Below are 17,585 nucleotides of genomic sequence, written 5' to 3' on the forward strand. Positions count from 1 at the left end.
CGTCGCCCCATTGAGTACTCGTGAGTACTCGCTCTATCGCGGCGCTGCGGCGCTCGCGCGAGGCCCCGCTCTGTCCGGGGCCGGAGGAAAGAAAGCAAACCCCGGATCGATCCAGATCGCGGCAACGGCGAAGCTCGGCCTTGGTTCAGGGGCGGCTTTCGTTTGCTCTTTGACGGTGTGGTGGTGTGGCAGGGGCCGCGGACAGCCCTCATTCGCCGTCACCCGGCTTGACCGGGTGACCCAGTAGCCTCGGAGCCTACATTGACACAGGGGCTACTGTATCCCGGCTCTGCGCTTCGCTGCGGCCGGGATGACAACAAGAGGCGGGGAGCGCCCGCAGGGCGCGACCGGGACTTAAGAAAACCGGGCCAGGAGTGGAGCCGCGCAAGCGGGTTCACGACAGGGACTTAAGAAATCCAGCGCCGCTGTCAGTCGTCGAGCTTGCGCGCCTCCTCCGGCAGCATGATCGGGATGCCGTCGCGGATCGGATAAGCGAGCTTGGCGGCGCGGCTGATCAGCTCCTGGGCTTCTGCGTCATAGATGAGCGTCGTCTTGGTCAGCGGGCAGACAAGAAGCTCGAGCAGTTTCGGATCGACGCTGCTTGGGCCGCCTTGCCGCCGGGATTTGGCAGACGCCTTGGCCATGATGCCTGTCCTCCTCGTCTATTGCAGCACGTTGCCGGATTCGCCGCCGCCCAGCGCCATTTCGGTGAGCGCGATCAGGATCTCGGCGCGGGTGCGCAGATCGGGCGCCTCCAACAGCGCCTGTTTCTCGTCGGGTCCATAAGGGCTCAGGATCGACAGAGCATTGACCAGGGATTCGGTGGACGAGCCATGCACCTCCTGCCAGTCGACCTCGAGCTCGCGGGAGTCGAGATAGGCGCGCAGGAGCTCCAACAGGCGCTCGCGGTCGACGCCGCCCTCGCCGCGGTTCGGCTCCAGATCGTGGACGAAGGGCGCGCAGGCGATCCGGCATGTGCGGTAGGGCGTGCCGCTGGTCGTCTCCGCCTCGATCCTGAAGCGGCAAATGCCGGTTAGCGTGATCAGATAACGGCCGTCCTGCGTCTCGGAAAGGGAGGTGATGCGCCCGGCGGTGCCGATCGGCGCCAGCGCCGGCACGTCCATTTCTTCGTCGCCCTTGGCCGGCTGCACCATGCCGATGATGCGATCGCCGGCAAGCACCGCATCGATCATGGCGAGATAGCGGGGCTCGAAGATGTTGAGCGGCAGTTGCGCGCGCGGCAGGAGCAGGACCCGGACCAGGGGAAAAACCGGGATCTGTTCCGGCACATCCTTGGGCGTCTTATAGCGGTCGGCGAGGCGCATGGGTTGCGTCGGTCACGAGAACAGCAGCGAGGAAAGCCTGCGCCGGCCGGTCTGGGTGGCCATGTCCATCGGCCCCCAGGCATCGAAGAACTGCAGCAATTGCTTGCGCGCCGCATCGTCGTTCCAGTCGCGCTTGCGGCGGATGATTTCCAGCAGCGCCTCGACCGCGCCCTCCTTGTCGCCGGCGGCGTTCAGCGCGATGGCGAAATCGAAGCGGGCCTGATGATTGTTCGGATCGGCCTCGACCGCGGCGCGCAGGCTGGTGATGTCGCCGGCCTCGCTGGCCTGTTCGGCAAGCTTGAGGGCGGCGCGGGCGCTTGCGACCGGCGGCTTTTCGGCGAGCTCCGGGCCGGCCAGCGCCAAGGTGGTGCGGGCATGGTCGAGATCGCCCATCTGCAGATAGCATTGGGCAAGGCCGCCGATGGCGTCGGCGTTTTGCGAATCGCTCTGCAGAATTTCGGCAAATCCGCGCGCCGCCGCCGTCAGGTCGCCGCTATTGAACGCCGTTCGCGCCGCGGCAAGAGCGGCCTCCCGCTCGCCGCCGCCGGGTTTGCCGCCGAGCCGCTCGATAAACGCCTTGACCTGGCTTTCCGGCACCGCGCCCATGAAGCCGTCGACCGGCCGGCCATCGTGGAAGGCGAATACGGCGGGGATCGACTGGATGCCCATCTGTCCGGCGATGCCTGGGTGGTCGTCGACATTGAGCTTGACGAGCTTGACCGAGCCGCCGGCCTCGCGCACCACCTTTTCGAGCACCGGCGTCAATTGCTTGCAGGGGCCGCACCACGGCGCCCAGAAGTCGACCAGCACCGGCTGGCGCCGCGATTCCTCGATCACGTCCGCCACGAAACTGCGGGTCGACGTCTCCTTGATCAGGCCCTCGGCCTCGCCGGCCGGGCCCTCCGCCCCCCCGCCGTCGCCGGCACCCGGGAACATCAGATCGCTCATTGGTTTCGTTCCTCATCGCGCCGGCCAAGAGCGGCCGGACAACTCAACCCCATAAAGATGGTGAATGCGACCATAGAATCAAAGCCGTACCGGGCTCAACCGTCGCCTGCCGGCGGCGACAGCGCCATGACCCGCGGGGGGTGGCCGCAGGCATTAAGAAAGCGCAGGAAATCGTCGCGCGCGATCGTCGTCGTCGCCTCGTTGGTGAGCGGGTGGAAGTTGAGAGTGTCGTGGCTGAGCAGCGCCTCGTCGATGATCAGTTCGACGCGGTGCTCGGCATCGTTGATCAGCGCGAACGGCGTCACCGACCCCGGCGGCACGCCCAGCGTCTCGACCAGCAGCTCGGGGCTGGCAAAGCTCAGCCGGCCGCAGCCGATGATGGTGTGGAACCGCTTCAGGTCGATGGCCGCCTCCTCCTGCGCGACGATGAGAATGATGCGCTCTTTCTTCTTGTCCCTGAGAAGCAGGTTCTTGGTGTGCGCGCCGGCAATGCGGCCGCGCAGCGCCTGCGACTGCTCGACGGTGAACAGCGGCGGATGCTCCGCGGTCACCGTCTTTATGCCGAGGTCGGCAAGCCGCGCGAACAGATCTTCCTTGGTGGCCGGCATTTGCTGCGTGTCCCGGATCGGAATTGCGGCATGGCCTAACCGATCGCCGCCGTGCGGACAAGGCCGAAGACGCCGCACGGCAGTCTCGGTTTTGGTTGCAATGCCGGGCGCGTTGCGCGATAAGTCGGGCCGGCGCGCGAGCCGCGCTTTTCTGAAAAGCGGGCGTAGCTCAGGGGTAGAGCACAACCTTGCCAAGGTTGGGGTCGTGGGTTCGAATCCCATCGCCCGCTCCAGATTTTCATGGGCATTCGGGCGATCAAGGCGCAAGTCCGCCGAAGCGCTGCCAATAGGCGGCGTCGAGCGGTGGGATATTTCCCGAATAGGTCTCCAGGTGGGCGACGAGGTGGCGATCGGCGGCGGCGGCGACCCGGCAATAGATGGCGACGGTCAGCTCACGCGCCGCGCCGCCCAGCCAGTCGGCCGGCATCAGCGGCTCGGGAAGCACCGGATCCTTGAGCAATAGACGGCGGTACTCGTGCATCAGCAGGATGCGCAGGATGAAGGCGTGTTCATCGCTGAGTTCAAGCCCGGCTTCCAGCGCGTTGGCCACCGGGGTGAAGCTCTTCAGGAACCGGCCATAGTCCTGGTTGAGGGCATCGAGCTTCCAGGCCGTGGCGACCACCTTGCGGATATGCTCGCTGGAAACGAAGTCGGCAAGCCGGGCGCGGAACACGAGGCTCCGCGCGCTCAGGCCGTGGCGGGCGAGGACGCGAGACAGGGCCGCCATGTCTTCGCTTGGATGGGCGAACAGGCCGGCGCCGATCTGGCCGAAGCCGAGCCAGCCGAGTTCGCGCCTCAGGTTCGAGCGTCTTGCCGCGGCAAGGTCGGCGGGGAGCTGGACGAGCTGCCATTCGCCGTCCCAGGTGACCTTCTCGACGGAATGGATGCGCTGCAGCGCCTCGTGGAAATTCTCAAGCGCCGAAGGGGTCAGCGTGTAATAGGCGCGCCGGCCCCGGCCGCGCGAGGTAAGCCAGCCTTGTCGCGACAGCCGGTAGACGCCGGTGCGCACGCGCCGCTCGGCAACGCCTAAGGAGGCGGCAAGGGCGATCAGGCTGCCGAGCCAGATATTGCCGCCGCGCGGCAGGATGGCGTCGCCGAACAGCGTGATGATGGCGGAGTTGGCGCGCAGCTTCGCCTGCCGTCTCAATGCGCCGATGAGGCTTTCCGCCGCGACGGGTGCGTCCATGCCTAGGAGTTCCGCATTGCCGGCCACCGCCTATTTCTGCCGATTGTCGACGACCCGTTGCGCCTTGCCCTGAGAGCGCGCAACGCCGCCTGCGTCATGGATCGTGACGGCGACCGTCATGCCGATATTGTCCTTGATCGACGAGATCAGGGCCTTCGAGGCGGCGTCCCTGGCCGCCGCGTCGGCGCTGGCGAAGGACGGAGCCACTTCGACATGGACGCGCAAAGCGTCCATGTTGCGGTCGCGGTAACGCTCGAGCTGATAGTGCGGCGCGAAGCGTTCGTCCCTCAGGATCAGCCGCTCGATCTGGCTCGGAAAGACGTTGACGCCGCGGATGATCAGCATGTCGTCGGTGCGCCCGGTCACGCGCATGATGCGCGTGTGGGTGCGCCCGCAGGCGCAGGGTTCGTCGGTGAGTTGCGTGATGTCGCGCGTCCGGTAGCGGATCATCGGCAGCGCTTCCTTGGTCAGCGTGGTGATGACCAACTCGCCGCTGGCGCCCATCGGCAGCGGCTGCATCGTCTCCGGATCGACGATTTCGAACAGGAAATGATCCTCCCAGCCGTGCAGCCCGTCTTGAGCCACGTGGCATTCGCAGGCGACGCCGGGCCCCAGAATCTCGGACAGCCCATAGATGTCGACGGCCTTGATGCCGAGCAACGCCTCAAGATCGCGCCGCATCTCCTCGCTCCACGGCTCGGCGCCGAACGCGCCGGCGCGCAGCGGCAGCGCGCGGATATCGACGCCCATCCCGGCGGCGACCTCGGCTATGTTGAGAGCGTAGGAGGGCGTGGCGCACAGAATGTCGGCTTCAAAATCCGTCATCAGCGTGATCTGGCGCTCGGTGGCGCCGCCGGAGACCGGAACCACGGTGCAGCCGAGCCGTTCGGCGCCGTAATGGGCGCCGAGGCCGCCGGTGAACAGACCGTAGCCATAGGCGTTGTGGACGATGTCGCCGGGTCTTGCCCCGACGCTGGCGAGCGAGCGGGCCATCAGATCCGCCCACATGTCGAGATCGCTCCTGGTATAGCCGACCACGGTCGGCTTGCCGGTGGTTCCCGAGGAGGCGTGCAGGCGCAGCACCTGTTCGCGCGGCACCGCGAAAAACCCGAACGGATAGTTGTCGCGCAGATCGTCCTTCACCGTGAAGGGGAAACGCGCCAGGTCGGCGAGCGTCTTCAGATCGCCCGGCGCAATGCCTGCGGCATCGAACTTCCGCTTATAGGCAGGCACTTTGCCATAGGCGTGGGCAAGCGTTTTCTTGAGGCGATCGAGCTGGAGCGCGGCGAGCCGGTCGCGCGGCATGGTTTCCACTTCCGGCTCGAACATGAAAACCTGCTGATCCTGGACTGCCGTGTGAGCGCTCATGGTCCTTCCTCCCCTCTGTCGGGACTATTCTAGCTGCGGAGCGGGGCGCGCCAAGTGCCGTTGCGGCTATGACACGGCCGCGGGGACGGGCTTGGCGGCGATCGAGAAGCCCGCCGCAACCGCATCCAGGTTGAGATCGAGGAAGCCGCGCGGCGTCGCCGCGCGCACCGCCTGCTCGATCCGTTTGCGGGCGCAGATGCGGCTCAATGCGATCAGGGCGCCGAGCGCCACCATGTTTGTCACCCGCTCGCTTCCCAGCTCCAGCGCAGTGCGGCTGAGCGGCAGATGGTGGCAGCGATAGTCGCCCGCCGGCAGCTCCGGGCAGAGCCTGGTGTCGGCAACGACCAGCGCGCCGTCCATGACGAGCGGCCAGGAGGGCTCGACCGCCAACCAGTCGAGCAGCACCAGATGGTCTATGGCGGTGGCGAGCGGAAAATCGACCTCGCCGTCGGAGACCACGAGGTCCGCGCTGCAGAAGCCGCCGCGCGAGGTCGGCTCGTAGGTCTGCGACTGGGCGACCCGCTTGCCGTCGGCGGCAAGGGCGTCGGCGAGCATCTTGGCGCACAGGATGAGGCCCTGGCCGCCGGTGCCGCCGATGCGGATTTCGGTTGGCGCCCGGCGCATCACCGCGCCCCGCACTTCGCCGCCGCCGTGGCGCGCCGGTAGGCCGCGCCATATTCGGGGCGGTCGTTCCGCACCAGGATGCCGGTCGGCAGGTCGTTGGCGCGGAACGGCGTGTCCACCGTGTCGCGGTAGGCGCTGGGCCTCAGTTCGCTCTTCTGCCGCATCATCATCTCCGGCGAGGAGCCCATCTCGTTCTTGCGCCCGAAGATTTCCGTGCAATCGGACAGGATCTCGATGAAGGCGAAGCCTTCATGCTCGAAGCCCGCCTTGATCAGCTCCTTCAGCTTCGGCACATGCCGCGTCATCTCGCGGCCGACGAAGCCTGCGCCCGCCGCCGTGGCGAGCGCGCAGGCGTCAAAGTGCGGCTCCGCGTTGCCGCTGGGCGTCGTCGTGGTCAGCCGCGTCTCGGAGGTCGTCGGCGACACCTGGCCGCCGGTCATGCCGTAAACCTCGTTGTTGAGCATCAGGCAGGTGATCTTCAGATTGCGCCGGCAGGCGTGGATCAGATGATTGCCGCCGATGGCGAGGCAATCGCCGTCGCCGGTGATCACCGCCACCTCGAGGTCGGGCCGCGCCAGCTTGAGGCCGGTCGCGTAGGCGAGCGGGCGGCCGTGAGTGACATGGAAGGTGTTGGCGTCGATATAGGCGGAAAGCCGTCCCGCGCAGCCGATGCCGGAGACGACGGCGAGCCTGTCCTTGTCGATCTTGAGGTCGTGGATCGCCCACAGAAGCCCGCGCAAGGCCATGCCGTGGCCGCAGCCCGGACACAGGAAGTGCGGCATCATCTCCTTGCGGAGATAGTCGGTGACGTCGAAGTCGGCTGCCGTATCGATGAACATCACGCCTCCTTCGCAAGCTCAACCGCGCGCGCGGCGATGTCCGCCGGCATAATCGCCTCGCCGCTGAAGAGGTTGAGCCCCGCAACCGGCTTGTCCTTGAGCACCCGCTCGACCTCGAGGCGAAGCTGGCCGGCGTTCAATTCGGGAACCAGCACGGCCCGCGCGTCGGCGGCGGCGTTGCGAAGCGCGTCCGCCGGGAACGGCCACAGCGTGATCGGGCGGAACAGGCCGACGCTCGCGCCCTTGGCGCGGCACAGCTCGATGGCGCGTTTCGCCGCTCGGGCGGCAATCCCGATGGCGACGATGACGATTTCGGCGCTCTCGCAATGCAGCGCCTGCCATGAATCGATCGCCTCGCGGTGGCGTTCGAGCTTGGAGAAGAGCCGCCCGAGGTTGCGCGTGACGGCTTCCGGGTTCTGCGTGGGGAAACCGTCCTCGCCATGGGTCAGGCCGGTCATGTGGGAGCGATAGCCGTCGCCCGGCCGCGCCATCGCCGGGATGGCGTCGCCGCCCGCCGCATAGGGCTTGTAGGCCTCGCGCGGACCGCTCGCCCATTTGCGCTCCACCGGCGCCCGTGCGTCCGCGGCGTCGAGCGCGACGGTTTCGGAAAGCTGGGCGATCACTTGGTCGTAGAGCAGCACCACCGGCGAGCGGCACAGCTCGGCAAGGTCGAAGGCGCGCAGCGTCTCCTCGTAGATCTCATGCACCGAGGCGGGCGCCAGCGCGATGATCGGATAATCGCCGTGGCTGCCCCAGCGGGCCTGCATCAGATCGGCCTGCGAGGGGCGCGTCGGCATGCCGGTCGAGGGGCCGCCGCGCATGACGTTGACGATCACGCAGGGGATCTCGGCGCCCGCCGCATAGCCGAGATTTTCCTGCTTGAGCGAAAATCCCGGGCCACTGGTCGCGGTCATCGCCTTGACGCCGCCCATCGAGGCGCCGATCACCGCCGCCATCGAGGCGATCTCGTCCTCCATCTGCACGAAGACGCCGTCGACCCTGGGCAGCTCGCGCGCCAGCCGTTCGGCGATCTCGGAAGACGGTGTGATCGGATAGCCGGCAAAGAACCGGCAGCCCGCCGCGATTGCGCCGAGCGCGCAGGCGTGGTTGCCCGACAGGAGCTTGACCTGGGATGCGCCCTTGGGCGCGGCTCCGACGACGTTCATGGCGCGGCGCCCTCCACCGCCGGGTCGAGATGCACCCGGATGGCGAAATCCGGACACAGCCATTCGCACAGCCGGCAGCCGGTGCACTTTTCCGGCTCGGCAAGCTCGGCGATCCGGTCGGCGTTGAGGCGCAGGCAGCGCTCCGGGCACAGCTTGACGCAGATATCGCAGCTCTTGCACCAGGCGGCTGTAATGTCGAGACGCACGCGGTAGCCCGCGTCCGCGGGCGCAGGCGCGTCCATCGCTGGCGTTTCCGCCGCCGGTTTCGTGTCCCGCGCCTCTTCGATCCAGGCGCGTCCGCGCCGGAAGGCATCGAGATTGACGCTGACCGTCTTCTCGGGCACGAACCTGGCGACCGTCTCCTCCCAGTCGGCGGCCGGGAAGTCGAGCGCGGTCGACAGGGCGCCGAGCAGCACGACGTTCGCCGCGCGCGCATTGCCCAGCTCTTCTGCCATTTCGGTGGCGTCCATGGCGTAGCCCTCGGACACATGGGCGATGACGTCGGCCGGCGTCTCGCGCGAATAGCGCATGCGCGCGCCGGGGCGCCGGTTGAGACAGGCGAAGGGCGGCACGATGCGCTTGGTGTCGCAGATGAAGATGCCGGTATCGGGCTTGAGGTAAGGCAGCCAGCGCAGCCCCTCGGCCCATTCCAGCGCCACCAGAATGTCGACGTCGCCCTTCGGGATGGTCGGCGAGGCGACCCTGCGGCCAAAGCGCACGTGGCTGAACACGCTGCCGCCGCGCTTGGCCATGCCGTGCACCTCGTTCTGCTTGACCTCGAAGCCCTGCGCCTGCGCCAAAAGCGCAAGCACCTTGGAGACCATGATGACGCCCTGGCCGCCGACGCCGACGATGAGGACGTTGAAGAGCTCGCGCGACGGGTCGGCGGCCATGAGCGGCGTCGCCGGCGCCGGCGCGGCGTAGCTGGCGGAGGGCGGGGAGCCGCTCATTGCGTCACCGCAGCGGCCGGCTTGATGCAGTCGATGGTGCACACCTGGGCGCACAGCGTGCAGCCGATGCACAGTTCCTCGTCGATCCGCACCTTGTGACGGCCCTCGAAGGTCGTCTCGCTCCAGGTCAGCGCCGGGCAGCCGAGATTCATGCAGGACTGGCAGGCATTGCATTCCGCGTCGACGACCGTAAACGCCGGCCCCTTGATCTTCACCGGGTCGAGCACGCAGGGGCGGTCGGCGATCAGAACCGCAACGCCGCGATGGTCGATCGCCTCGCGTAGCGCCTGATACATCTCGGCGAGATCGTAGGAATCGACGGTGCGCACCCATTTGACGCCGATCGCGCGCACCAGCGCCTCATAGTCGACCCTGGGGGCTTCCTCGCCGCGCAGCGTCTTGCCGGTGCCGGGATGGTCCTGGCCGCCGGTCATCGCGGTGACGTGGTTGTCGAGCAGCAGCACCGCGATATCGGCCTGGTTGTAGACGGCATCGATCAGGCCCGGAATGCCGGCGTGCAGGAAGGTCGAATCGCCGATGGTGGCGACGACCGGCTTGGCCTCGCCGGCCTTGGCCATGCCGACGGCGTTGCCGATGGAAGAGCCCATCGACACGGTGGTGTCGATGCCGCGCAGCGGATCGAGGCAGGCCAGCGTATAGCAGCCGATGTCGCCGGCAACCCGGGCGCCCGAGGCGCGCACGGCCATGAAGGCCGAAATGTGCGGGCAGCCGGCGCAGAGCACCGGCGGCCGCACCAGCGGTTCCGGCACCCAACCTTTCTCAAGCGGGCGCGGCTGCAGAATGCCAGCCTCCTCGAGGCCGGCGCGGACGAGTTCCGGGGACAGTTCGCCGGCGCGCGGGAAGAACCGCTTGCCCTCGACCTCGAAGCCGAGCGCCCGGATTTCCTTCTCGATCACCGGCTCGAGCTCTTCGACCACGAAGATGCGGCCCACCGACTCGCAATAGCGGCTGAGCAGCTTCTCCGGCAGCGGCCAGGAGGCGCCGAGCTTCAACACGCTGGCGTTGGGCAGCACCTCGCGCACATAGGCGTAGCAGGTGCCCGCCGTGACGACGCCGAAGCTCGCGTCGCCCGGCTCCCAGCGATTGAGGGGGGATTCGCTGAAATAGTCCTTCAGCCGCGCCTCGCGTTCGATCACGGCAAGATGGCGCGGCCGGGCATAGGCTGGGATCATGACGTTCTTGGAAGGCTGTTCGTTGAAACCGCGCGGCTTCGGTTCGCGGCGCTCGCCGACGGCGACCGCGCTGCGGGTATGCGACAGCCGCGTCGTGCCACGGACGATGACCGGCGTATCGAACTCTTCGGATATCTCGAAAGCGAGCCGCGTGAGGTCGAGCGCCTCCTGGGAATCGCTCGGCTCCAGCACCGGCACGCTCGCCAGCGCGCCGTAGATCCGCGTGTCCTGCTCGTTCTGCGAAGAGTGGATGCCGGGATCGTCGCACACGGCGAGCACCAGCCCGCCATTCACGCCGATATAGGTCTGCGACATGAAGGCGTCGGCCGCCACGTTGAGGCCGACATGCTTCATGGCGGCCAGCGCCCGCTTCCCGGCGAAGGAGGCGCCCATCGCCACGTCGAGCGCGACCTTCTCGTTGGTCGACCATTGCGCGTGCAGGTCTTCGGCCGGATAGGTCGCCAGCGATTCGAGGATTTCCGTGCTCGGCGTGCCGGGATAGGCGGCGGCCACGCTCACGCCGGCCTCCCAGGCGCCCCGCGCGATCGCCTCGTTGCCGGTCAACGGGCGAACATCGGCGGCCGCGCGCGGCGGCGCGCCGGCGGCTTTCTCAGTTGAACGCATACGTTCCCTCTCCCCCAACGGGGTGCGCGATTCTGCGCAGCCCGGCAATTGTGCTCAGATCGTGCCCGAACGGACTTTGAGATAGGTCAAATGCCCGCCGCGTCACGATCCGGCGGCGTGTTTGGCTGTCTTCGCCTTCAGCCGTTCCAGGGTCTTGGCCACGTCGACGACGAAACGGCTGTGGGTTCCGCTGCAGATCGGCTCGATATTGTCCTTGGCGGAGATATCGAAGGTGACCTTGCGGCCGTCGACGGCGGCCACCGTCGCGGTGATCTCGACATCCATGCCGAGCGGCGTCGCGGCGAGGTGGCGCACCGAAACCTCGATGCCGACCGAATCCTCGTTGGCGTCGGCGTGCTCCATGATGAGGTCGCGGCAGGTATGCTCGATGTCCCGCACCAGGGAGGGAGTCGCGTAGACCCGGCCCTCCTCGCCCATGAAGCCGATGGTGCGGTCGCGGTCGACATTGATGCGGTTGACGCGCGAGGCGCCCGGACGGAGGCTTTCCTTCATGTCGGTTTCTCCTAGAGCATGATTGGGCCGTGCAGGAAAGAAACGGTTTGCGGTCGGAGCGCCCTTGCCGCCTTGATCCTCGTCAAACCCGCCCCGCACGCTGCTACACCCCGAGATAGGCGGCCTGCACCCGGCTGTCGGCGAGAAGCTCCACGGCGCTGCCGCTGGCCACGATGCGGCCGGTCTCCACGACATAGCCGCGATCGGCGATGGCGAGCGCAGCGCCCGCGTTCTGCTCGACCAGAAGCACGGTGAGGCCGCTTTGCTTCAGGCCCCGCACGGTGCCGAGAATCTGCTCGACCAGCATCGGCGCGAGCCCCATGGACGGCTCGTCGAGGAGCAGGAGCTGCGGATGCGCCATCAGCGCGCGGCCGATGGCCAGCATCTGCTGCTGGCCCCCCGACAGCACCCCTGCGGCGACGCGGCGAAGCTGGAAGAGCATCGGGAACAGCTCGTAGATCGGCGCGATCTCCGCTTCGAACTTGACGCCTCGGCGGGTCCAGGCGCCGAGCTTCAGATTGTCCTCGACCGAGATCGGCAGGAACAATTGCCGGCCCTCCGGCACCTGCGCGATGCCCAGCGCCACGCGCTTGTGGGCGGCGATCCGCTCGATGGCCTCGCCCTTGAAGACGATGCGGCCGGCGGAGACCGGCTGGACGCCGGAGATGGCGCGCAACAGCGTCGTCTTGCCGGCGCCGTTGGCGCCGATCAGGCAGACGATCTCGCCTTCCTTGACCTCGATCGACACGCCGTGCAGCGCCTCGATCCGCCCATAGCCGCTTTTCAGGTCCTCAACCGACAGCACCGGCCGCCTCCCGCGCGCCCTGGGTGCCCAGATAGGCCTCGATCACCGCCGGGTTGGCGCGCACTTCCGCCGCACTGCCCTCGGCCAGCGTGTGGCCGTCGGCCAGCACATGAATGCGGTCGGACACGTTCATGACGAGCCGCATGTCGTGCTCCACCAGAACCACGGTAATGCCGTCATCGGCGATCGAGCGGATGATCGCCTTGATCTCCTCCGTCTCGACCGCGTTGCAGCCTGCGGCCGGCTCGTCGAGCAGCAGCACCTTGGGCTCGCTGGCGAGCGCGCGGGCGATCTCCAGACGCTTGAGGCCGCCATAGGACATGCCGCCCGCGGGGTGATCGGCCATCGCCGCAAGCCCGACCCGCTGCAGCGCGGCCCGCGCCTCGTCGCGCGTGCGGCGGTTCTGCCGCAAGACCGCCGGCAAATGCAGAAGGTCGGCGAGCAAGCCCGACGCCTCGTGGCGATGGCGCCCGACCATGACGTTCTCCAGCGCCGTCATGCGGAAGAAGATCTGCAGGTTCTGAAACGTCCGCGACAGCCCGCGGCGGGCAAGGTGCTCCGGTGCCAGCCCGGTCACGTCCTCGCCGGCGAACAGAATGCGTCCCTCGTCCGGCTGGTAGAGGCCGGAGATGATGTTGAACAACGTGGTCTTGCCGGCGCCGTTCGGCCCGATGATCGAAAACACCAGGCCCTCCTCGACCTCGAGGCTCAGCATATCGACGGCGTGCACGGCGCCAAACGAGATCGAAATCTGATCGGTGGAGAGCAAGATCATAACCGCCTCCCGCCGACGGCCGCCGCAAGGGTCGGCACGATGCCTTCGCGCAGGAAGATCATGATGCCGATGATGATGAGCCCCAGCACCATGTGCTCGTATTCGTGCAGGAAGGTCAGCGTCTGCGGCAGCACGACGAGGACCGTGGCGCCGACCAGCGAGCCGACGATCGAACCCATGCCGCCCAGAACGACCATGGCAACGAGCTCGATGGAGCGCAGGAAGCCGGCGACGTCCGGCGTGATATGGCCGTTGAACAGCGCGAAATAGGACCCCGCCACCGAGGCATAGACCGCGGCGACGACGAAGGCTGCGAGCTTCTTTCGCGCCACGTCGACGCCGAGCACCCGGGCGGCCACCTCGCCGTCGTGGATCGCCCTGAGCGCGCGTCCGGTCGGGCTTTCGACCAGGTTGAGGGCGAGCCTGGCGCCGATGAGGAAGCTGATGCCGGTCACCCAGTACCAGACGACGGTTCCGCGCAGCGTCCAGCCGAACAGGACCATGCGCGGCACCGACATCCCGTCCGGGCCGCCGGTGAATTCGGATTCGTTGGTCAGAACGATGGCGATCAGCAGTCCGAAGCCGAGGGTGGCGACCGCGAGATAATGTCGCTTCAAGCGCAGGATCGGCCGCCCGACAATGAAGGCGATGAGCCCCGACAGCACCGCGCCGGCGATCAGCGACAGCCATGACGGCAGCCCCAGATGGGTCGGCCCGATGGCGACCGCGTAGGCGCCGACGCCCATGAAGCCGGCGTGGCCGAGGCTGATCTGCCCGGCGTAGCCCATCAGCAGATTGAGCCCGACGCAGGCCAGCGCGAAGATCAGCACCAGCACCGCGATGCGGTAATGGTAGGCGGAGGTCAGGAACAGCGGCGTCGCCACGACGATCGCCGTCAGCGCGACGGTCGATACCAGCGGGTGCCGCCACAGCGAGGCGAGACGCTCGCGGGTCGCGAGCGCGGCGCTCATGGCGTGACCGCGAGGCTGGCGGGGTGGCCGGACATCCGCAAGTCTAGACCCGCTCGACCCTTGCCCTGCCGAACAGCCCCTGCGGCATGGCGAACAGCACCGCGAGGATGACCAGAAAGGCCACGGCGTCCTTGTATTGGGAGGAGATGTAACCGGCGGAAAACGCCTCCAGCAGCCCGAGCACGATGCCGCCCACCACCGCGCCGGCGGCGCTGCCGATGCCGCCGAGCATGGCCGCGGCAAAGCCTTTCAGCGCCAGCAGCGTCCCGACATCGAAACTGGTCAGCGTGATCGGCGTGATCAGGATCCCGGCCACCGCCCCGATCGCCGCCGACAGGGCGAAGGAAAAGCCGACGATCTTGCGCGTGTCGATGCCGGCAAGCCGCGCCGCCAGCCGGTTCGCCGAGGTGGCGATCAGGGCCTTGCCGAACAGCGTGCGGTCGATGAACAGCCAAAGCAGCACGACCATGACGACGGCGCTGGCAAGCACCGCCAAGCTCTGCGGCAGGATGGCGGCCCCGCCGATGCGGATGGGGTCGCTGCCGAAGGCGGGCGGCAGCGAGTGGAAGCGCTTGTCGAACACCACTTGCGCGACGCCGCGCAGAAAAATCGAGGCGCCGATGGTGATCATGATGAGGACGATGGGGTTGGTGGTGCGCGCCGGCTCGATGGCGAGCCTATGCAGCGCAAACCCGACCGCCACCGTGACGACGATCGCGGCGAGCGCGGCCAGCGGCAGCGGCACGCCCGCCAGCCCCAGGAACACCGTCGTCATGCCGCCCAGCATGACAAACTCGCCCTGGGCGAAGTTGATGACGTCGGAGGAGTTGTAGATCAGGGTGAAGCCCAGCGCGACCAGGGCATAGACGGTGCCCACGGTCAGGCCGGAAAAGGCGAATTGAAGATTTTCCGCCATGGTCGGTTTCGTCCCGCTGCGAGGAATGAGCGCGGTTGCGGACGGCGGCCGGGCGGGCCGATAGCCCCGACCCACCCGGCGCAGTCCAGCATATCACCTATTTGAGCGGGCCGCGCCTCGGCGGCCCGTTCGATCGGCCGGGCGGCGCCCGTCACTCCGCCAGCGCCCAGTCCCCGCCCTTGATTTCGAGCATGCGGAACGCGGAAAGATCGAGCCCCAGATGGTCCGTCGGCGACATGTTCACCACGCCGGCGGTGCCGATGAAGCCCTGGGTCTTCTCGATCTCGTCGCGGACCTTGGCCGGGTCGAAACTGCCGGCGCGCTTGGCTGCCTCGACGAAAATCATCAGCCCGTCATAGGCATGGCCGCCGAAGGTCGAGACGTCCTGTCCGGTCTCCTTCTCGTAGGTGTTCTTGTAGTTGACCACCACCGGCTTCTGGGCGTCGCTGTCGGGCAGTATGTCGGCGATGAGCAGCGCCGCCGCCGGCAGCCTGACGCCGTTGGCCGCGTCGCCGGCGAGCTCGATGAACTGCTTGGAGGCGACGCCGTGGCTCTGGTAGAGCGGCAGCGAGATGTCGAGCTGGCGGTAGTTGCGGGTGACGATGGCCGGCCCCTGGCCGAAACCGGGATTGACCACCGCCTGCACGCCGGCGCGGCCCTTGATGTTGGTGAGCTGTGGGGTCATGTCGCTGTCGCGCGGCCCGTAGGTCTCCTCGTGCACGATGGTGATGCCGCCCTCCGGCGCCACCTTCTTGCACTGATCGCTCATCGAGGCACCGAAGCCGTCGGTCCCCGAGATCAGGGCGACCGAGGTCAGGTTGCGCGCCTTCAGGTCGGTGAAGATCTTCTGGCAGGCCATGGTGTCGGTATGCGGGGTCTTGAACACCCATTTGCGCACCGGCTGGATGATCTGGATGGCGCCGGCGAGCGAGATGAACGGGATTTCCGCCTCCTCGAACACCGGGATCATGGCCAGCGTCGAGCCGGTGGTGCTGCCGCCGATGATGGCGACGACCTTGTCCTGCTCGACGAGCCGCGTGGCAAAGGTGCGCGCGGCGTTGGCGTCGGCGGCGTCGTCATAGACGACGAGCTCGAGCTTCTCGCCGTTGACGCCGCCGGCCGCGTTGATCTGGTCGACATAGATTTCCAGCGTCTTCTTTTCCGGATCGCCGAGAAACGACGCCGGGCCGGTGACCGCGAGCACCGAACCGATTTTGACCTGCGCGGCGGCCTGGCCGCCGGCGAACAGCATCGCGAGGCCGGCGCAAACGCCAGCCGCCGTCAATTTCCAAGACCGCATGGCCTTACCCTCCCTTCGAAATGGACCCCCTCAAAGTCCCCGGGTTTGTCGGCTATTCAGTTGCATAGGCCGGACATGCCGTAATTGACATATGTCAACGCGCAAGGAGATGGCAAACTCCAGCCGATCCGACCCTCAAGCCGATGTGAGATCGGGCCGAGGGCATCGCACGTCACACTGGCAAAGAGGAGGGGTTTCGGAGGCGGCCATGAACCGGCAAGGAAACTTGCCGTATCATCGCTGGCGAATGCTGGCGAGGTTGTGCAGCGCGCTATCGTCTGTTGCCGAAAAACCTGGATCGGCCGTGACGACGCGGTTACGGCCGCCATGCTTGGCCGCGTAAAGGGCGATATCGGCCCGCTTCAACAGCCAGTCTATGCTGTCGCCAGGCTCCCACTGGCTGAGCCCAATGCTGCAGCTCAGGCTCATCGTCCCCTTGGGCGTCTGGAAGCGCAGCCCAGCCACCTTGGCGCGTAGCCGTTCAGCGATGGCTTCCGCCTCCAAGATCGTCCCGCCTTCGATCAGAAACGCGAATTCATCGCCGCCGAGCCGGCCGAGAGGGGCGCCCTCGCTCTCGGCCGCCTGCGACACGGCGCGAATCGCCCGATCGCCGACGTCATGCCCGTAAATGTCGTTGATGCTCTTGAAACGGTCGATGTCGAACATGACGGCAAACAGATTGCCGCCGGCTGCGGCGCGCTCCAAGGCTTCATTTCCTTGTTCGAAAAAGGTGCGGCGGTTGAGCGTCCCGGTCAGGGAATCGGACGTTGCCAGTTGTACCAGCTCCCGCTGCATGGCGGTCAGGCGCTCTGCCGCGCGCAACCGCGCATAGAGTTCCTCGGCCACCGGCGGCTTGCCGATGAAATCATCGGCCCCGCAGTCGAGCGCCTCGATGAGCAGTTGCCGATCCTGGGATGATGACATCAAGATGACGTAGATCGGACGCTGCGGGTTGGCGAGCAGCCGCGCCTCCCAGCACAGTTCGACCCCTGACATCGAGCCCAATTCCGAGCTGGTGATCAAGGCGCCAACGGCGGAATCGGACTTCGTGCAGGCCAGCGCCTCCTGCCCGTCGGTGAACGCGCGCACCTCATGATCGCGCGCTTCGAGAAGCTGCGAGACATATTTCAGTGCGGTCCGGCTCGGGTCAACCAATACGATGCGCATCGCGTTTCATGCCGACCTGAGAGGAAAGGGTCGCGGACCCGAGAAAGGCCGCAGATCCAAAAGTCCAACATAGGCGCGGGCCAACTAAGATTGTATTAACTGGTGCACCAAAGTTTCCCTGCCCCAGTCAGTCGAAATCCTCGGTTCAGAACGGAGTTTAACTTCTTCTTTAGCCACAGGAATTACGCGACAAAAGCTTTCGACCGGCCACTCAATAGCAAGATTGAGTTCGAATTTCAGGCATTGTGACTAACACAGCTTGCGGGACAGCGGGCGGACTCGAATAATTGCTGGAGCTGGCGCGATG

General features: G+C 66.9%; 19 protein-coding genes and 1 tRNA gene. 2 read left to right on the forward strand and 18 right to left on the reverse strand.

Annotated features, from left to right (window positions below):
* A partial coding sequence (locus Q8P46_15320) for a hypothetical protein (protein MDP2621515.1) occupies positions 1-247 on the forward strand: 247 nt, incomplete at its 5' end.
* Between the two features lie 181 nt (positions 248-428).
* Here Q8P46_15320 and Q8P46_15325 read toward each other — a convergent pair.
* The 4 genes from Q8P46_15325 to Q8P46_15340 form a co-directional block, all read right to left on the reverse strand.
* Positions 429-644 carry a Trm112 family protein gene (locus Q8P46_15325; GenBank protein MDP2621516.1) on the reverse strand — a complete coding sequence of 72 codons (216 nt, stop codon included), beginning with the start codon at positions 642-644 and terminating at the stop codon, positions 429-431.
* 18 nt (positions 645-662) lie between these two features.
* Positions 663-1,325: an LON peptidase substrate-binding domain-containing protein gene (locus Q8P46_15330; protein ID MDP2621517.1), complete on the reverse strand. Its 663-nt coding sequence runs from the start codon at positions 1,323-1,325 to the stop codon at positions 663-665.
* Positions 1,326-1,337: 12 nt separating this feature from the next.
* Complete coding sequence (trxA, locus tag Q8P46_15335) at positions 1,338-2,261, reverse strand: thioredoxin (protein ID MDP2621518.1); 924 nt, start codon at positions 2,259-2,261, stop codon at positions 1,338-1,340.
* Between the two features lie 107 nt (positions 2,262-2,368).
* On the reverse strand, positions 2,369-2,881 hold the full coding sequence (locus Q8P46_15340) for a prolyl-tRNA synthetase associated domain-containing protein (GenBank protein MDP2621519.1): 513 nt from the start codon (positions 2,879-2,881) through the stop codon (positions 2,369-2,371).
* 158 nt (positions 2,882-3,039) lie between these two features.
* Here Q8P46_15340 and Q8P46_15345 point away from each other — a divergent pair.
* Positions 3,040-3,114: transfer RNA gene (locus tag Q8P46_15345), tRNA-Gly, on the forward strand.
* A gap of 23 nt (positions 3,115-3,137) precedes the next feature.
* Here the strand turns inward: Q8P46_15345 and paaX are convergent.
* From paaX to Q8P46_15415, 14 genes are all read right to left on the reverse strand, one after another.
* Positions 3,138-4,067: a phenylacetic acid degradation operon negative regulatory protein PaaX gene (paaX, locus tag Q8P46_15350; GenBank protein ID MDP2621520.1), complete on the reverse strand. Its 930-nt coding sequence runs from the start codon at positions 4,065-4,067 to the stop codon at positions 3,138-3,140.
* A 30-nt stretch (positions 4,068-4,097) separates the two neighbouring features.
* The gene (locus Q8P46_15355; GenBank protein MDP2621521.1) at positions 4,098-5,435 is read right to left on the reverse strand and encodes a phenylacetate--CoA ligase; all 1,338 of its coding nucleotides are present in this window, start codon (positions 5,433-5,435) and stop codon (positions 4,098-4,100) included.
* A 66-nt stretch (positions 5,436-5,501) separates the two neighbouring features.
* The gene (locus Q8P46_15360; protein ID MDP2621522.1) at positions 5,502-6,059 is read right to left on the reverse strand and encodes a 2-oxoacid:acceptor oxidoreductase family protein; all 558 of its coding nucleotides are present in this window, start codon (positions 6,057-6,059) and stop codon (positions 5,502-5,504) included.
* Positions 6,059-6,898: a thiamine pyrophosphate-dependent enzyme gene (locus Q8P46_15365; protein ID MDP2621523.1), complete on the reverse strand. Its 840-nt coding sequence runs from the start codon at positions 6,896-6,898 to the stop codon at positions 6,059-6,061. Before Q8P46_15365 ends, Q8P46_15360 begins: the two co-directional genes overlap by 1 nt.
* On the reverse strand, positions 6,898-8,064 hold the full coding sequence (locus Q8P46_15370; protein MDP2621524.1) for a 2-oxoacid:acceptor oxidoreductase subunit alpha: 1,167 nt from the start codon (positions 8,062-8,064) through the stop codon (positions 6,898-6,900). The genes Q8P46_15365 and Q8P46_15370 overlap by 1 nt, the downstream gene beginning before the upstream one ends.
* Positions 8,061-8,957 carry a 2-oxoacid:acceptor oxidoreductase family protein gene (locus Q8P46_15375; protein MDP2621525.1) on the reverse strand — a complete coding sequence of 299 codons (897 nt, stop codon included), beginning with the start codon at positions 8,955-8,957 and terminating at the stop codon, positions 8,061-8,063. Before Q8P46_15375 ends, Q8P46_15370 begins: the two co-directional genes overlap by 4 nt.
* Before the next feature lie 53 nt (positions 8,958-9,010).
* Entirely contained in the window at positions 9,011-10,831 is a 1,821-nt protein-coding gene (gene iorA, locus Q8P46_15380; GenBank protein ID MDP2621526.1) for an indolepyruvate ferredoxin oxidoreductase subunit alpha, read from the reverse strand.
* 102 nt (positions 10,832-10,933) lie between these two features.
* The gene (locus Q8P46_15385; protein MDP2621527.1) at positions 10,934-11,344 is read right to left on the reverse strand and encodes a LysR family transcriptional regulator; all 411 of its coding nucleotides are present in this window, start codon (positions 11,342-11,344) and stop codon (positions 10,934-10,936) included.
* Between the two features lie 103 nt (positions 11,345-11,447).
* Positions 11,448-12,149: an ABC transporter ATP-binding protein gene (locus Q8P46_15390; protein ID MDP2621528.1), complete on the reverse strand. Its 702-nt coding sequence runs from the start codon at positions 12,147-12,149 to the stop codon at positions 11,448-11,450.
* The gene (locus Q8P46_15395; protein MDP2621529.1) at positions 12,136-12,924 is read right to left on the reverse strand and encodes an ABC transporter ATP-binding protein; all 789 of its coding nucleotides are present in this window, start codon (positions 12,922-12,924) and stop codon (positions 12,136-12,138) included. Before Q8P46_15395 ends, Q8P46_15390 begins: the two co-directional genes overlap by 14 nt.
* Complete coding sequence (locus Q8P46_15400; protein MDP2621530.1) at positions 12,921-13,895, reverse strand: branched-chain amino acid ABC transporter permease; 975 nt, start codon at positions 13,893-13,895, stop codon at positions 12,921-12,923. Before Q8P46_15400 ends, Q8P46_15395 begins: the two co-directional genes overlap by 4 nt.
* 43 nt (positions 13,896-13,938) lie before the next feature.
* The gene (locus tag Q8P46_15405) at positions 13,939-14,811 is read right to left on the reverse strand and encodes a branched-chain amino acid ABC transporter permease (protein ID MDP2621531.1); all 873 of its coding nucleotides are present in this window, start codon (positions 14,809-14,811) and stop codon (positions 13,939-13,941) included.
* A gap of 151 nt (positions 14,812-14,962) precedes the next feature.
* Positions 14,963-16,063, reverse strand: a complete 1,101-nt coding sequence (locus tag Q8P46_15410) for an ABC transporter substrate-binding protein (protein ID MDP2621532.1) — start codon at positions 16,061-16,063, stop codon at positions 14,963-14,965.
* 282 nt (positions 16,064-16,345) lie between these two features.
* Positions 16,346-17,278: a diguanylate cyclase gene (locus tag Q8P46_15415; protein ID MDP2621533.1), complete on the reverse strand. Its 933-nt coding sequence runs from the start codon at positions 17,276-17,278 to the stop codon at positions 16,346-16,348.
* Positions 17,279-17,585 lie beyond the last annotated feature (307 nt).

It is taken from the genome of Hyphomicrobiales bacterium (assembly GCA_030688605.1).
Taxonomy (GTDB): Bacteria; Pseudomonadota; Alphaproteobacteria; order Rhizobiales; family NORP267; genus JAUYJB01.

Coding starts and splice junctions, on each gene's coding strand:
- Q8P46_15330 (MDP2621517.1), bottom strand. CDS start 1,325: ATGCGCCTCGCCGACCGCTATAAGACGCCCAAGGATGTGCCGGAACAG.
- Q8P46_15410 (MDP2621532.1), bottom strand. CDS start 16,063: ATGCTGTTCGCCGGCGGCCAGGCCGCCGCGCAGGTCAAAATCGGTTCG.
- Q8P46_15395 (MDP2621529.1), bottom strand. CDS start 12,924: ATGATCTTGCTCTCCACCGATCAGATTTCGATCTCGTTTGGCGCCGTG.
- Q8P46_15385 (MDP2621527.1), bottom strand. CDS start 11,344: ATGAAGGAAAGCCTCCGTCCGGGCGCCTCGCGCGTCAACCGCATCAAT.
- Q8P46_15355 (MDP2621521.1), bottom strand. CDS start 5,435: ATGAGCGCTCACACGGCAGTCCAGGATCAGCAGGTTTTCATGTTCGAG.
- Q8P46_15325 (MDP2621516.1), bottom strand. CDS start 644: ATGGCCAAGGCGTCTGCCAAATCCCGGCGGCAAGGCGGCCCAAGCAGC.
- Q8P46_15400 (MDP2621530.1), bottom strand. CDS start 13,895: ATGAGCGCCGCGCTCGCGACCCGCGAGCGTCTCGCCTCGCTGTGGCGG.
- iorA (MDP2621526.1), bottom strand. CDS start 10,831: ATGCGTTCAACTGAGAAAGCCGCCGGCGCGCCGCCGCGCGCGGCCGCC.
- trxA (MDP2621518.1), bottom strand. CDS start 2,261: ATGTTCCCGGGTGCCGGCGACGGCGGGGGGGCGGAGGGCCCGGCCGGC.
- Q8P46_15360 (MDP2621522.1), bottom strand. CDS start 6,059: ATGCGCCGGGCGCCAACCGAAATCCGCATCGGCGGCACCGGCGGCCAG.
- Q8P46_15415 (MDP2621533.1), bottom strand. CDS start 17,278: ATGCGCATCGTATTGGTTGACCCGAGCCGGACCGCACTGAAATATGTC.
- Q8P46_15370 (MDP2621524.1), bottom strand. CDS start 8,064: ATGAACGTCGTCGGAGCCGCGCCCAAGGGCGCATCCCAGGTCAAGCTC.
- paaX (MDP2621520.1), bottom strand. CDS start 4,067: ATGGACGCACCCGTCGCGGCGGAAAGCCTCATCGGCGCATTGAGACGG.
- Q8P46_15340 (MDP2621519.1), bottom strand. CDS start 2,881: ATGCCGGCCACCAAGGAAGATCTGTTCGCGCGGCTTGCCGACCTCGGC.
- Q8P46_15365 (MDP2621523.1), bottom strand. CDS start 6,898: ATGTTCATCGATACGGCAGCCGACTTCGACGTCACCGACTATCTCCGC.
- Q8P46_15375 (MDP2621525.1), bottom strand. CDS start 8,957: ATGGCCGCCGACCCGTCGCGCGAGCTCTTCAACGTCCTCATCGTCGGC.
- Q8P46_15405 (MDP2621531.1), bottom strand. CDS start 14,811: ATGGCGGAAAATCTTCAATTCGCCTTTTCCGGCCTGACCGTGGGCACC.